Annotated in this window: 15 protein-coding genes; 7 read left to right on the forward strand and 8 right to left on the reverse strand. The window is 62.0% G+C overall.

The genetic code is table 11. The annotated features are described in order from the left end of the window. Positions 1 to 53 precede the first annotated feature (53 nt). On the reverse strand, positions 54 to 740 hold the full coding sequence (locus CO655_RS02295) for a L,D-transpeptidase (protein WP_097605546.1): 687 nt from the start codon (positions 738 to 740) through the stop codon (positions 54 to 56). 135 nt (positions 741 to 875) lie between these two features. Next, positions 876 to 1,622 (reverse strand): L,D-transpeptidase, encoded by a 747-nt coding sequence (locus CO655_RS02300; RefSeq protein WP_097663662.1) that lies wholly within the window; start codon positions 1,620 to 1,622, stop codon positions 876 to 878. A gap of 227 nt (positions 1,623 to 1,849) precedes the next feature. On the opposite strand from CO655_RS02300, the gene CO655_RS02305 reads away from it, so the two are divergent. Further along, positions 1,850 to 2,479, forward strand: a complete 630-nt coding sequence (locus tag CO655_RS02305; protein ID WP_097663663.1) for a DNA-3-methyladenine glycosylase I — start codon at positions 1,850 to 1,852, stop codon at positions 2,477 to 2,479. Further along, positions 2,476 to 2,982, forward strand: coding sequence for a hypothetical protein (locus CO655_RS02310; protein ID WP_010031408.1), 507 nt, complete (start codon positions 2,476 to 2,478; stop codon positions 2,980 to 2,982). Before CO655_RS02305 ends, CO655_RS02310 begins: the two co-directional genes overlap by 4 nt. Before the next feature lie 126 nt (positions 2,983 to 3,108). Here the strand turns inward: CO655_RS02310 and CO655_RS02315 are convergent, their stop codons facing one another. Beyond that, entirely contained in the window at positions 3,109 to 3,813 is a 705-nt protein-coding gene (locus CO655_RS02315; protein WP_064681010.1) for an HAD family hydrolase, read from the reverse strand. A gap of 238 nt (positions 3,814 to 4,051) precedes the next feature. Here CO655_RS02315 and CO655_RS02320 point away from each other — a divergent pair, with 238 nt between their 5' ends. Then, the gene (locus CO655_RS02320) at positions 4,052 to 5,101 is read left to right on the forward strand and encodes an aldo/keto reductase (RefSeq protein ID WP_097663852.1); all 1,050 of its coding nucleotides are present in this window, start codon (positions 4,052 to 4,054) and stop codon (positions 5,099 to 5,101) included. 214 nt (positions 5,102 to 5,315) lie between these two features. On the opposite strand, the gene CO655_RS02325 is transcribed toward CO655_RS02320, so the two are convergent. From CO655_RS02325 to CO655_RS02335, 3 genes are all read right to left on the reverse strand, one after another. After that, a complete protein-coding gene (locus CO655_RS02325; protein ID WP_097663664.1) occupies positions 5,316 to 5,675 on the reverse strand; it encodes a DUF305 domain-containing protein in 360 nt (119 codons plus the stop codon). Between the two features lie 76 nt (positions 5,676 to 5,751). Further along, positions 5,752 to 6,135 carry a hypothetical protein gene (locus tag CO655_RS02330; protein WP_097663665.1) on the reverse strand — a complete coding sequence of 128 codons (384 nt, stop codon included), beginning with the start codon at positions 6,133 to 6,135 and terminating at the stop codon, positions 5,752 to 5,754. 78 nt (positions 6,136 to 6,213) lie between these two features. Then, on the reverse strand, positions 6,214 to 6,963 hold the full coding sequence (locus CO655_RS02335; RefSeq protein WP_097663666.1) for a hypothetical protein: 750 nt from the start codon (positions 6,961 to 6,963) through the stop codon (positions 6,214 to 6,216). 240 nt (positions 6,964 to 7,203) lie between these two features. On the opposite strand from CO655_RS02335, the gene hisS reads away from it, so the two are divergent. The 3 genes from hisS to hisG all read left to right on the forward strand — a co-directional run bounded on the left by hisS (position 7,204) and on the right by hisG (position 10,715). After that, positions 7,204 to 8,727: a histidine--tRNA ligase gene (hisS, locus tag CO655_RS02340; protein WP_097663667.1), complete on the forward strand. Its 1,524-nt coding sequence runs from the start codon at positions 7,204 to 7,206 to the stop codon at positions 8,725 to 8,727. Positions 8,728 to 8,901: 174 nt separating this feature from the next. Beyond that, positions 8,902 to 10,023 carry an ATP phosphoribosyltransferase regulatory subunit gene (locus CO655_RS02345; RefSeq protein ID WP_097663668.1) on the forward strand — a complete coding sequence of 374 codons (1,122 nt, stop codon included), beginning with the start codon at positions 8,902 to 8,904 and terminating at the stop codon, positions 10,021 to 10,023. Continuing rightward, complete coding sequence (gene hisG / locus CO655_RS02350; protein WP_097663669.1) at positions 10,020 to 10,715, forward strand: ATP phosphoribosyltransferase; 696 nt, start codon at positions 10,020 to 10,022, stop codon at positions 10,713 to 10,715. The genes CO655_RS02345 and hisG overlap by 4 nt, the downstream gene beginning before the upstream one ends. A gap of 81 nt (positions 10,716 to 10,796) precedes the next feature. On the opposite strand, the gene CO655_RS02355 is transcribed toward hisG, so the two are convergent. Then, positions 10,797 to 11,210, reverse strand: coding sequence for a DoxX family protein (locus tag CO655_RS02355; protein WP_064686098.1), 414 nt, complete (start codon positions 11,208 to 11,210; stop codon positions 10,797 to 10,799). A gap of 201 nt (positions 11,211 to 11,411) precedes the next feature. On the opposite strand from CO655_RS02355, the gene CO655_RS02360 reads away from it, so the two are divergent. Next, positions 11,412 to 12,122: a glutathione binding-like protein gene (locus tag CO655_RS02360; protein ID WP_097663670.1), complete on the forward strand. Its 711-nt coding sequence runs from the start codon at positions 11,412 to 11,414 to the stop codon at positions 12,120 to 12,122. 232 nt (positions 12,123 to 12,354) lie between these two features. On the opposite strand, the gene CO655_RS02365 is transcribed toward CO655_RS02360, so the two are convergent. Next, entirely contained in the window at positions 12,355 to 12,801 is a 447-nt protein-coding gene (locus CO655_RS02365; RefSeq protein WP_097663671.1) for a hypothetical protein, read from the reverse strand. Between the last annotated feature and the right edge of the window lie 225 nt (positions 12,802 to 13,026).

The raw sequence follows: 13,026 nt of genomic DNA on the forward strand, positions 1-13,026 counted from the left end.
GGAAAAGAAAAGGCGCGTCAAAATGCGCCTTTCGATTTTTTCGCAAGTGTTGCTCAGCCGCCGAACATGGTGCGCAGCACGTCGATACCCCTGTCCTCGAACGCCACCTTGCCCTGCTTATTGCCGGGGCCGATGACGATCACCTTGGTGCCGACGGCGGCGCGATCGTAAAGATGCATCACGTCCTGGTTCATCATGCGGATGCAGCCGGAAGACATGTTGAGGCCGATCGTCCAAGGCTGATTGGTGCCGTGGATACGGAAGATGGTATCGCGGCCGCCCTGGTAGAGATACATGGCGCGGGCGCCGAGCGGATTGTCCTCGCCGCCTTCCTGGAAAGCGGGAATGATGTGGCCTTTGGCGGCTTCGCGGCGGCGCATTTCGGCCGGCGGCGTCCAGCTCGGCCATTCGGCCTTGCGGCCGATCTTGACGATGCCCGACCAGCCGAAGCCGTCACGGCCGACGCCGATGCCGTAGCGGGTTGCGCGGTTGTTGCCTTCGACGAGATAGAGATACTTGTTGTTGGTATCGATGATGACGGTGCCGGCCGCTTCCGTCGTCACGAGGCGCACTTTCTTGCGCTTGAACTGCGGCTTCACATATTTCGGCATCTGCGCCACGCGCACGACCTGAGCCGGGCGCTGCGTGTTGTCGGAGCCGGCCGGCGCTGCAAAGACGGACGTGGACATCAAGGACAGAACAAGTCCGGCCGCAGCCAGACCTGGCATCAATTTGATCATGATCGATTCCCCTCAAGCAAATTTGCCTGAAGCTACATGAACTTCTGCCCGATTCAAGATCGGCCCGGCCGGATAAAGCAATTTCGGCAAAGGAAACCGCCTGTTCTTGCGGCTTCCAAGATAATGTATGTGCCGTTACATGACGATGACGCGGGTTCCGACACTGACGCGGTCATAGAGGTCGACGACGTCTTCGTTGCGCAACCGGATGCAGCCGGAGGAGACGGCGCTGCCGATCGACCAGGGTGCGTTGGTGCCGTGGATGCGGTAGAGCGTCGAGCCGAGATACATGGCGCGGGCGCCGAGCGGATTTTCCGGGCCGCCATCCATGCGCGCCGGCAGGTAATGGCCCTTGGCGGCTTCGCGGCTGATCATCTCGGAAGGCGGCGTCCAGTCCGGCCATTCCTGCTTGCGGGTGATCTTGTGGGCGCCGGCCCATTCGAAGCCGGGCTTGCCGACGCCGACGCCGTAGCGCCGCGCCTTGCCGCCCTCCATCACCAGGTAGAGAAAGCGATTGTTGGTATCGATGACGATCGTGCCAGGCTTTTCCTGGGTGTCGTAGTCGACCATCTGCGGCAGGAATTGCGGCTCGATCGGATGGCGGATCGCCGGAATACCCGGATTGATCACCGAGACGGTCTGCGGTGCCGGCCGCGGCGCCTGGCGGACGACGCGGCGCTGGAAAAGGCCGCGCTGCTGCGGCTGGACGACCGGCCGCTGGTAGACCACGGGGCGGACCTTGCCGCCGAGCTGGTTGATCCATGGCGCCGTCAGATCGGGGCTGAGCACGACAGGCGGGCGGGTGGCGTAGCGGTCGTCGGCAAGGGCGGCCGTGGAGAAGGCGCCGAAGAGGGCTGCGGCAAGAACAAGCTGTTTCATCATCGGACGAACTCTCTACAAATGGCCGAAATGCGCGGGCGCGACAGGTCCGCTCGCAAGGACGCTGCCACCTGATCCGCCAGCGAATGGTAAAGATCGATTTCTGAAAGGCCGACCGATCGGATAAACTTTTCGTCAGGGTTACCGTTCGGTTTGGAAAGACGGTTTGCAAATGGTAAAGCCGGAATCATGACCGGAAAACGAAACGGACCCCGGCAGAATGAAGGATCATGAGCGAGACAGGCATCATCATCGGCGAGGACGGCAGGAGCCGTTGCCACTGGCACGCCAATCTGCCCGATTATCTCAAATATCATGACGAGGAATGGGGCCGCCCCGTTACCAACGACATCCGCCTCTTCGAAAAGATCTGTCTCGAAGGCTTCCAATCCGGCCTGTCCTGGCTGACCATCCTGCGCAAGCGGGAGAATTTCCGCGCCGCCTTTGCCGGCTTCGATTTCGACAAGGTGGCGCATTTCGGCGAAGCGGATATCGATCGCTGCCTTGGCGATGCCGGCATCATCCGCCATCGCGGCAAGATCGTCTCGACCATCAATAATGCCAGGCGCGCCATTGCGCTCCGGGACGAATTCGGCTCGCTCGCCCATTATTTCTGGGGTTACGAACCCGGCCACAACGAGCGGCCGGCCGTGGTCGATCGCGACCATATCCTCGCCAATCCGACGACGCCGACCTCGGTGGTCATTTCGAAGGATCTAAAGAAGCGCGGCTGGACCTTTGTCGGCCCGACCACAGTTTATGCTTTCATGCAGGCGATGGGCCTCGTCAACGATCATCTGGAGGGCTGCTTCTGCCGGCCCGAGGTAGAGGCGATGCGCGCCGTCCTGGTTCGACCATGAAAGATCTGTCCGTGAAAACATCGATTGCTGCCCTTGCCCTGTTCTTCCTGCCGATCTCAGCCGTGGCACAGGCGCCGCAGCTCGATCCCGGCGAGAAGCTGGAGAAGCTGCAATTCCCCGCTGTCACCATGCAGCTCAAGGGCTGGACGAAATTCGGCAACAGCCATGTCTACACACTGCCGGTGCGCGCCGGCCAGCACATCAAGATCAGCTTTGCCACCAAGAGCAAGTTCGCCTTCCTGGCGATTTTCGACCTGTCGAAGCCCGATGACGAAGCTTTCTTCGGCACCGATGAGGACGGCACGAATTTTCAGACGACGGCGAAGGAAAGCACCACCTGGCTGCTGCGCCCCTATTATTCCAAGGTCTCGCCGCGCCGCGGCCTCGGCGCACCGTTCAGCATCCTCATAGAACCGCTGACGGCCGCCCCTCCGCAGCCAAAACCGCCGGCCGAGCCGGAGCAGCCGTCGCTGTTTCCGAAGGCGCCGCCCAAGCCGCAATAGAGCATGTCTCGCAAAACTGTGCAGCGGTTTTGCGATGAAGACATGTGTAAGCGTGCCAAGCGAATCTGAAAGATCGCGACACGCTTTAGGGCAGGGCCGAACGGCCGGCATCGATCGGCCGCCCGCCTATGCCAGCCGGTCGATCAGCTCGCGCAATTCGCCGAGATGGCCGATCTTGCGGAAACGCGGCGCTTCCGTCGGTTCGTCCACATGTTCCAGCACCCAGGTGAGTTCGTGCGGCACGAAGACGCCGTAGCTGCCGGCCGCAATCGCCGGCACGATATCTGATTTCAGTGAATTGCCGACCATCATCGCCCGCTCCGGTCCGTCACCGACCTTGGCGAAGATGCGGCGATAGGTGACGGCGGTCTTGTCGGAAACGATCTCGACCGCATCGAAGAAGTCGCCGAGGCCGGATTGGGCAAGCTTGCGCTCCTGGTCGAAAAGATCGCCCTTGGTGATCATGACGAGCAGATATTTGCCGGCAAGCGCCTCCAGCGTGTCGCGCGCATGCGGCATGGTCTCGACCGGGTGGGACAACAGATCGCGGCCGGTATCGAGGATCTTGGCGATGACGCTGGCCGGCACCTTGCCTTCGGTAATCTCGATCGCCGTCTCGATCATCGACAGCGTGAAGCCCTTGATGCCGAATCCGTAGTGGCGAAGGTTGCGTTTCTCGGCTTCCAGCAGCCGGTCGGAAATCTTCGGTCCCTCGGCGAAATCGGCAAGAAGCTTGGTAAAATGCGCTTCCGTCAGTCGGTAATATTGTTCGTTCTGCCAAAGCGTATCGTCGGCATCGAAGCCGATCGTCGTCAGTGCTCGCGTCGTCACATGCGCACCTCTTGAACTATGGCCGGCAATTTATCGCCGGCCTGTGTCGAGACAAGGGCGTCGGCCTGCGGTGCGGCAAGCTGTGGCGTTGAAAAGCGCCGCCGTCGCACTACATCGAATTGGCCTCACCCTGCAGCCAGCCACGGCTGTGCCTGTCGCGCGCAGGCCAATAATCAAAAAATGAAGTTCTGAAGTTCGCAAGTCCCTCTTGCGGCAGACACAAAGGATTTTTTCGATCATGCGTTACAATCAACTCGGAAATACGGGACTTTTCGTCTCGGAAATCTGCCTGGGCACGATGACCTTCGGCGAGGCCCAACAGGGCAGCATGTGGGGCGCCATCGCCGATGTCGACCAGAATGCCGCCGACCGGATCGTCGAGCGTTCGCTCGCCGCGGGCGTCAATTTCATCGACACGGCCGACGTCTATTCATCCGGCGAGTCCGAAAGGCTGCTCGGCCAGGCGCTGAAGAACCTCGACGTGCCGCGCAAGGACGTCGTCATCGCCACCAAGGTCTATGGCGTCATGGGCGACAAGCCGAACGACCGCGGCGCCTCGCGCGGCCATATCATGGATTCCGTCGAGGCGAGCCTCAAGCGGCTGCAGACGGATCACATCGACCTCTATCAGATCCATGCGACCGATACGGTCACGCCGATCGAGGAGACACTGCGTGCCCTCGACGATCTCGTTTCGCGTGGCCTTGTCCGCTATATCGGCGTCTCCAATTGGCAGGCCTGGCGTATTTCCAAGGCGCTCGGTCTCTCCGAACGGCGCGGCTTCGCCCGCTTCGAAACGGTGCAGGCCTATTACTCCATCGCCGGCCGCGATCTCGAACGTGACATCGTGCCGATGATGCAGGAGGAAAAGCTCGGCCTGATGGTCTGGTCGCCGCTCGCCGGCGGCCTCTTGTCCGGCAAATATGGCCCCGGCGCGCCCGGCAACGGCGAGGGTCGCCGCGCCAGTTTCGATTTCCCACCGGTCGACCGGGACAGGGCCTGGGCCTGCGTCGCCGTCATGCGCGAGATCGCCGAAAAGCATGGCGCCAGCGTCGCCACCGTCGCGCTCGCCTATATTCTCGCCAAGCCTTTCGTCACGACAGTGATCATCGGCGCCAAGCGTGTCGATCAGCTCGACCAGAACCTCGCCGCCGTCAAGCTGAAGCTCGACGACGAGGATATGAAGCGGCTCGACGAGGTGAGCGCCCTTGCCCCCGAATATCCGGGCTGGATGCTGTCGCGACAGGGCGCCGGTCGCCGCCCGGCGGAGTTCGAGCCGAAGGGCTAAATTGTTGCAGAACGCCGGGTATTCCCGGCGTTCTCAGTTTGTTTGCAAACTTTGCTCCTTCCTCGGCGTCATCCTCGGCCTTGTGCCGAGGATCTGCTGCACCGGTTGCAGATGCTCGGGACAAGCCCGAGCATGACGAAAGAGGAGTGGCCGAGTTTATCAGCAGTCTGGGAACGCCTGTCATCTCCGGCGTTCTTCTTTCGCGAGTGATCGACTACTTGCCGTGGGCCTTGAGCCAGGCGTTCATCTCGGCGATCTCCGCTTCCTGCGCCTTGATCACGGCTTCGGCGAGTTTGCGGATTTCTGGATCCTTGCCGTATTGCAGCTCGATCTTCGCCATATCGATCGCACCTTGATGGTGCGGGATCATGCCACGGACGAAATCCACATCGGGATCGCCGCTATACTCGATCATCATATCCTTGTGCATCTTGTCGTTCGCCTCGCCCAAGGCCTGGCTTGCGGCATCGTGGCTGCCCATCGGCTTGCTCATGTCCATGGACATGTCTTCGGCAAAAGACGGCGCTGCAACGACGGCCAGCATTGCGGTAAGCGTGATGATTTTCAGAGACATGAGAGGTCCTTCCTCTGTCTGACAATAGCTTTGCGGGCGACGGAGGCCGCTCGCTTCTCAATGCGTAAGCGTAGTGTCAGGACAGTCGGGGAGGGGGAGCCTGCGGAGTGGGGCGATCGTCATCGAGGGCGCGGGCCAGCGCCGGGGTCGGATAGGCGAAAGCAGATCTTGCGCTGTCGACGACCATGATGGCCGGCGGCAGCAGCAGACAAGCGCTGCAAAGCGGCATATGCGCGGCGTTGCCGGTAGAGCAGGGGTCTTTCATGGGGGCAGTTTTGGCTACCCCCTCGGGGATGGCCCCGTCGGACATTTCCATGCCGCCCATCTGATGGTGCATGCTGCCGGCCTCGGCGGCGACCGGCGCATTCATCGACGCACATGTCGGACAGCCCGCCCATGCGGACATGGCGCTGTAGACCAGCCAGCCGAGAACCATCGTGATGAGAGCGAGCGTGCGCATGGTGTTTCATATAAGTGAATGCCGGGTGTAAGCCAATCCGGCTGACGGTGAACATTCGGTGACTGCACCGTCATCCTCTCACCAGGCGGCAATCACCTTGTGCTCGATCCTGTAATCCCGGCTCTCTTCGCCGAGCGGCGCGACCGGCCATGTCCAGGCGGCCTTGGCCGGCGGCGGCGAAACGCCGTGCAGCAGGTCGGCCTCCTCATGCGTCCTGCCGTTGCGGTCGATGACGGCATAGGCGATGTCGGTCACCAGGCAATGGCGGCAGGGGAGTTCCGAGAGGCCGGCCAGATGCGCTCCGATCAGCCTTTCCACCGTGTCGGCAGGCATTCCGGCGGCCTCGGCTTCGTAGCGCCGTTTCACGCCCCGGCCGATCTGCGACAGGAGATTGGCCGAAGCCACGAAATCGAGATAGGGCACCGAGCGCAGGAAGCTGAGCGGTTCGGGCTCTCTGCCGGCCGCGAGCTCATCATAGCCGGAAAGATCGCGCTCGATCAGCCGGATATTGCGATGGGCCTTGGCCGATAGCCGCACCGAGGCGAGGTGGACGAGATCGACCAGAACGACGGTGTCGAACGCTCGCGCCAGTTCCTCGATCGGCACGTCACGAAGCAGGCCGGAGCCGAGCACGACGGCGGTCCGCTTCTGCCTGAGATCGGCCGTCGCCGCACGGATCGCATTCCGGCTCATCTCTTCATGTTCGGCCCATTCGGCGGCACACCGCCCGGCCCGCGACCAGAGATTGACGGAATAGCGGACGAACTTTCGATGCGGCTTGCCGGTCAGCGGCCATGTCGCGGCATAGAGAAGCGCTTCAGCGATCATGATGCATATCCCGCGTTTCGGATGGATACCCTCGTTCCATCGATTCTGGGCCTACTGCATAATTCCTTAAATCGGAATCGATTTAAGGAATTATGCAGTAGTAGTTCAAAGTTCTGCAGCGTCCTTTGCGCGTCTGAAAAGACGCGCGGCGCTGCAAACATCAAGACCCCTGCGCCCTTGCCGCTCCCCGCCCAATCCGCTAGGACACCGCCACTGTCACAGTCAGCGGAATTCCCGGAAATGAACGACAAGCAGAAGAAACCGCAAAAGCTCAAGGCCCGCCTGCCGCGCGGCTTCGTCGACCGGACGGCCGGCGATATCCGCGCCGTCAACGAGATGACGGCAAAGATCCGGGAAGTCTACGAGCATTATGGTTTCGACCCCGTGGAAACGCCGCTGTTCGAATATACCGATGCGCTCGGCAAGTTCCTGCCCGACAGCGACCGGCCGAACGAGGGCGTCTTCTCGCTGCAGGATGACGACGAGCAGTGGATGTCGCTGCGTTACGACCTGACGGCGCCGCTTGCCCGCCATGTCGCCGAGAATTTCAACGAGATCCAGCTTCCCTATCGCACCTATCGTGCCGGTTACGTCTTCCGCAATGAGAAGCCGGGCCCCGGCCGCTTCCGCCAATTCATGCAGTTCGATGCCGATACCGTCGGCGCGCCGGGCGTCCAGGCCGATGCCGAAATGTGCATGATGATGGCCGATACGCTTGAAGCCCTCGGCATCAAGCGCGGCGACTACGTCATCCGCGTCAACAACCGCAAGGTTCTCGACGGTGTGCTCGAGGCGATCGGCCTCGGCGGCGACGACAAGGCCGGCCAGCGGCTCAACGTGCTGCGCGCCATCGACAAACTCGACAAGTTCGGCCCCGAAGGTGTGGCCCTGCTGCTCGGCGCCGGCCGCAAGGATGAATCCGGTGACTTCACCAAGGGCGCCGGCCTCGACCAGGCGCAGATCGACAAGGTGCTGTTCTTCGTCGGCATCAAGGACTATGCCGAAAGTGCTGCCCAACTCGCCGAACTCGTTGCCGGAACGTCGAAGGGCGGCGAAGGCGTCGAGGAACTGAATTTCATCGGCGCGCTGGTGAAGAGCGCCGGCTATCAGTCCGACCGCATCAAGATCGATCCCTCCGTCGTGCGCGGCCTCGAATATTATACCGGCCCGGTCTATGAGGCCGAGCTGAGCTTCGACGTCACCAACGAGAAGGGCGAGAAGGTCGTCTTCGGTTCGGTCGGCGGCGGCGGCCGTTATGATGGCCTGGTTTCGCGTTTCATGGGCCAGCCGGTTCCGGCGACGGGCTTTTCGATCGGTGTCTCCAGGTTGATGACGGCTCTGAAGAACCTCGGCAAGCTCGGCGCCAGCGACGTGATCGAGCCGGTGCTGGTGACCGTGATGGACGGCGATGTCGAGGCGATGGGCCGCTATCAGAAGATGACGCAGGAGCTGCGCGCCGCCGGCATCCGCGCCGAGATGTTCCAGGGCAACTGGAAGAAATTCGGCAACCAGCTGAAATACGCCGATCGCCGCGGCTGCCCCGTCGCCATCATCCAGGGCGGCGACGAACGCGCAACCGGCGTCGTGCAAATCAAGGATCTGATCGAGGGCAAACGGCTGTCCGGCGAGATCGAGGACAATGCCAGCTGGCGCGAAGCCCGCGTGGCGCAGGAAACGGTGCCGGAGGCCGACCTCGTCGCCAAGGTGAGGGAGATCCTTGCGGCGCAGGCGGAAGATCGGAAGAGGGCGGGCGATGCGCAATAAACCCCTCCCCAACCCCTCCCCACAGGGGGGAGGGGCTTTACTTGGCGCCGCTGTGCCCAACTCAACATTTGCTTCATCGGAGGTCCTCTCGATTTGGTTCGACGATCGCCGCGAGTTAGTCCCTCCCCCTTGTGGGGAGGGGTTGGGGAGGGGACTTTTCCCAGGAGCGACATCATGCCCCTGATCAACCTCCCCGAATTCTCCGCCGAGCTGCTTGCCGAATTTGACGCCCGCAAGGCCGAGCGCATCGATACGCCGGTCATCCAGCCGGCCGAGCCGTTCCTCGACATCGCCGGCGAGGATCTGCGCCGCCGTATCTTCATGACCGAGAGCGAAACCGGCGCCAGCCTCTGCCTGCGCCCCGAATTCACCATTCCGGTCTGTCTGCGCCACATCGAAACGGCGACCGGCACGCCGAAGCGTTACGCCTATCTCGGCGAGGTCTTCCGCCAGCGCCGCGACGGCGCCAATGAATTCTACCAGGCCGGCATCGAGGATCTCGGCGATATCAACATACCGAGCGCTGACGCCCGCGCCATCGGCGATGCCACCGGCATTCTCGCCCGCCTGCTGCCGGGCCGGCGCCTGTCGGTGACGCTCGGCGACCAGGCGGTGTTCGAGGCGGTCGTCCAGGCGCTCGGCCTGCCGCTCGGCTGGCAGAAGCGGCTGATCCACGCCTTCGGCAACATGACGCAGCTGGAAGCGCTGCTGGCCGGTCTCGTCAGCCCGCAATTCGTCACCGGGCTGGACGACGATATCGCAAAGCTTGTCGCTTCAGGCGACGAGCAGGCGCTGGTCGCCCATCTCGAGCAGGAAATGCAGGCGACGGGCTATTCGACCAATGCCAGCCGCTCGCCGCTGGAGATTGCCCGGCGGCTCAAGGAAAAGCTCATTCTGTCCGAGACGCGCCTCGACGATGCCGCCTTCCACGTGCTGGAAGAGTTTTTGTCGCTCGACGTCCCGCTCGTCAATGCGTCGGCGGCGCTGGCCGGTTTTGCCGATGCCGCCGGCCTGAAGCTTGGCAATGCGCTCTCCCGCTTCAACGGCCGCGTCGGCGCCCTTGCCGATGCCGGCGTCGATCTGTCCTGCCTCGACTACCGCGCCGCCTTCGGACGGCCGCTCGATTATTACACCGGTCTCGTCTTCGAGGTGACGGTAGAGGGATCGAGCGCGGTTCTGGCCGGCGGCGGCCGCTTCGATAAGCTCCTGACCTTCCTCGGCGCAACCGACCGCATTCCGGCCGTCGGCTTCTCCTTCTGGCTCGACCGCATCGAAACCGAAAGGGCAGCCGCATGACCATCACCATCGCGCTTCCCTCCAAGGGCCGGATGAAGGACGATGCTTCGGCGATCTTCGAGCGGGCCGGCATGACAATTACGGCCGTCGGCAACGACCGCTCCTATCGCGGCCGCGTCGAAGGCTGGGACGATGTGGAAATCGCCTTCCTCTCGGCCTCCGAAATCTCCCGCGAGCTTGGCAACGGCACCGTCGATTTCGGCGTCACCGGTGAGGACCTGATGCGGGAAGGTTTTGCCGAGGTCGACAAGCGCGTCGAATTCTGCGCCCGCCTCGGCTTCGGCCAGGCCGATGTCGTCGTCGCGGTGCCGGAGATCTGGCTGGATGTCGAGACCATGGCCGATCTCGGCGACGTCGCCGCCGATTTCCGCGCCCGTCATGGCCGGCGTCTCGCCATCGCCACCAAATATTGGCGCCTGACCCAGCAGTTCTTTTCGAGCCAGCACGGTATCCAGCTGTACCGCATCGTCGAAAGCCTCGGCGCCACCGAGGGGGCTCCTGCCTCCGGCTCGGCCGATATCATCGTCGATATCACCTCCACCGGCTCGACGTTGCGCGCCAACCATCTGAAGGTGCTTCAGGACGGCGTCATCCTCCATTCGCAGGCTAGCCTGGTGCGCGCCCGCAAGGAAAGCCATGCCGACGAACCCGTCGTGCAGGCGATTATCGAGGCGGTGCGCGCCGCGCTCTGATTGCAATGGTCAAGACACAAGAAAACCCGCCGTCAATTCAATGACGGCGGGTTCTGCATGTCTGGGAGGATGTCTGCTGGATCAGGCAGCCGCATAGGCGCCGCGGCGGGCGTCAATCGAATAGGCACCGGCACCGACCGTCGCGAGCAATATGTACGCGCCGGCAAGCGTGATGTTTTTCATGACCATGATCTGGTTGAGAATATTCACGAGTTCCGCGCCACTTGCGTAGGGCAGATGGAAGGCAACGGCCGTGAAGACACAGAAGCCCGCGAGCAGCCAGCCGGCGATGCGGACCTGGAAGCCTGTGAGAACCGCAAGGCCGGCGAGCAGTTCGAAAAGGCCTGCGACATAGGCCAGCAGAGTTGCTGCCGGCAGGCCAGCACCGGCGATCATGCCCGCAGTACCGGCAGGATCGGTTAGCTTCATGAAGCCGGAAAGGACGAACATGAAAGACAGGAGAATGCGGGCAATCAGGATAAAGGCGTTCGACATGGATGTTGCTCCGTTGAATGGCTTCTCAAGATCTTGGTGCCCCGGGCACGCTGTGGATCTCTGATATCCCTATCTCGCCTATTTCCTTCGTTATGCAAAGGTAGACGGAAGGGGACACTTCGTTCAATAATATGAAACGATGCCTCGCTTGCGTTTCCGCAGCCTCGTCTCCTATGGTCGGCGCCTAACATGGAGACTCCGATGGCAGATCTTTCCGCTTTTCCGATCACGAGGCGATGGCCGGCGAAAAATCCCGACATCATCCAGCTCTATTCGCTGCAGACGCCGAACGGGGTGAAGGTGTCGGTTGCCCTCGAGGAACTCGGCCTCGCCTATGAGCCGCATTATATTTCCTTCGACGCCAACGAGCAGAAATCACCCGAATTCCAGTCTCTCAATCCCAACGGCCGCATTCCGGCAATCATCGATCCGAACGGGCCTGATGGTAAACCGATCGGGCTGTTCGAATCCGGCGCAATCCTGCTTTATCTCGCGGAAAAGACCGGCAGGCTCATTCCTGAGAATGCCGCCGGCCGCTATGAATGCATTCAGTGGGTGTTTTTCCAGATGGCCGGCATCGGCCCGATGTTCGGTCAGTTCGGCCATTTCTACAAATCCGCCGCCGACAAGGTCGCCAACAATTCCTATCCGGTGGAGCGCTATCGCGATGAATCCAAACGGCTGCTCGGCGTCCTCGAAGGCAGGCTGAGAGGTCGGCAGTGGATCATGGGCGATCTGTATACGATCGCCGACATCACCACCTTCACCTGGGTTCGCGGCGCCGATATCTTCTATGGCGGCCGCGAGGTCCTGGACTATGCGAGTTTCCCCGCCGTTTCCGATTGGCTGGAACGCTGCATCGCCCGCCCGGCCAGCGCCAGGGGCCTCAATATTCCGGTCAAGCCGGAGTAGTTGGCGGTTCCGGAAAGCGCAAAGGCTGCTCTCGGGAGCGGCCCTCAATATATGACAACCCTCGGCTTCCCCCCCCGCCAACGTCATCCTCGGCCTTGTGCCGAGGATCTGCTGCCCTATCGACCCGAGCCAGATACTCGGGACAAGCCCGAGTATGACGAAAGAGAAGTTGGCCGGCTTTTTCAGCAGTCTGACCGCTTTCAGCGGAGACCGTTATTTCGCCCGCCCGCCTCTATTGCCGGCTTGCAGTCTGCCTTGCGCCTTCGAGCTTGAAGCGCGGAAAGACGAAAACGCCGGCCATGCTGCCGCTGTATTTCTCTTCGAGCCCGTTCGACTCGCCCATGCAGAACAGCGGCTGGCGCAAGCCGTTCGGCATGATGATCGTCGTCGAAAAGCAGAAGGAGGAGCAATGTGTTGCCGCCTGTTCGAACAGTTCCAGCACGTGACTGCGATCTCCCGAATCGTAGCATCGTATCAGGTTCAGCAGTCCGCATTCCTCTGCGGAGAGGCCGTGCAGCATGGCGCTCCACTTGCCGAGACGGAGCACGCCGCTCGACAGATCCCCGGTCCAGCTTTCGGAAACGGAAAACTGCGCCAGCATCTCGTGCTGTTGATTGTTGTCGTTCATCGAGCCGGGCAGCAACGGCACGGCTGCATTGGCTTTGGCAATCTTGAACACGGGCGTTCCCTCGTTCGCATGCGGCTCCTCCGCCGCACGCTCGGCAAACACTAGACACAGGCTTATGCAGCATCGGGCATAATGCCCGCGCCCATACCGGCGATCATTGCCGCGGCCATCCGAGCCTCCGAACCGGAGCCTCTTCGCAGCCGACTATTCTGGCATCGCCTTCCCGCGCTCGTCTGACAGCGAAAATGATCGCCGGGCGCGCTTCAATTGCAGCGC

The sequence above is a fragment of the Rhizobium sp. M1 genome, assembly GCF_002531805.1.
GTDB classification, from domain to species: domain Bacteria; phylum Pseudomonadota; class Alphaproteobacteria; order Rhizobiales; family Rhizobiaceae; genus Rhizobium; species Rhizobium etli_C.

Excerpts from the sequence above, each read along its gene's own strand:
- CO655_RS02325 (WP_097663664.1), bottom strand. The coding sequence starts at position 5,675 with ATGTCTCTGAAAATCATCACGCTTACCGCAATGCTGGCCGTCGTTGCA.
- CO655_RS02320 (WP_097663852.1), top strand. The coding sequence starts at position 4,052 with ATGCGTTACAATCAACTCGGAAATACGGGACTTTTCGTCTCGGAAATC.
- CO655_RS02300 (WP_097663662.1), bottom strand. The coding sequence starts at position 1,622 with ATGATGAAACAGCTTGTTCTTGCCGCAGCCCTCTTCGGCGCCTTCTCC.
- CO655_RS02330 (WP_097663665.1), bottom strand. The coding sequence starts at position 6,135 with ATGCGCACGCTCGCTCTCATCACGATGGTTCTCGGCTGGCTGGTCTAC.
- CO655_RS02295 (WP_097605546.1), bottom strand. The coding sequence starts at position 740 with ATGATCAAATTGATGCCAGGTCTGGCTGCGGCCGGACTTGTTCTGTCC.
- CO655_RS02360 (WP_097663670.1), top strand. The coding sequence starts at position 11,412 with ATGGCAGATCTTTCCGCTTTTCCGATCACGAGGCGATGGCCGGCGAAA.
- CO655_RS02345 (WP_097663668.1), top strand. The coding sequence starts at position 8,902 with ATGCCCCTGATCAACCTCCCCGAATTCTCCGCCGAGCTGCTTGCCGAA.
- CO655_RS02355 (WP_064686098.1), bottom strand. The coding sequence starts at position 11,210 with ATGTCGAACGCCTTTATCCTGATTGCCCGCATTCTCCTGTCTTTCATG.
- hisS (WP_097663667.1), top strand. The coding sequence starts at position 7,204 with ATGAACGACAAGCAGAAGAAACCGCAAAAGCTCAAGGCCCGCCTGCCG.
- hisG (WP_097663669.1), top strand. The coding sequence starts at position 10,020 with ATGACCATCACCATCGCGCTTCCCTCCAAGGGCCGGATGAAGGACGAT.
- CO655_RS02335 (WP_097663666.1), bottom strand. The coding sequence starts at position 6,963 with ATGATCGCTGAAGCGCTTCTCTATGCCGCGACATGGCCGCTGACCGGC.
- CO655_RS02305 (WP_097663663.1), top strand. The coding sequence starts at position 1,850 with ATGAGCGAGACAGGCATCATCATCGGCGAGGACGGCAGGAGCCGTTGC.
- CO655_RS02310 (WP_010031408.1), top strand. The coding sequence starts at position 2,476 with ATGAAAGATCTGTCCGTGAAAACATCGATTGCTGCCCTTGCCCTGTTC.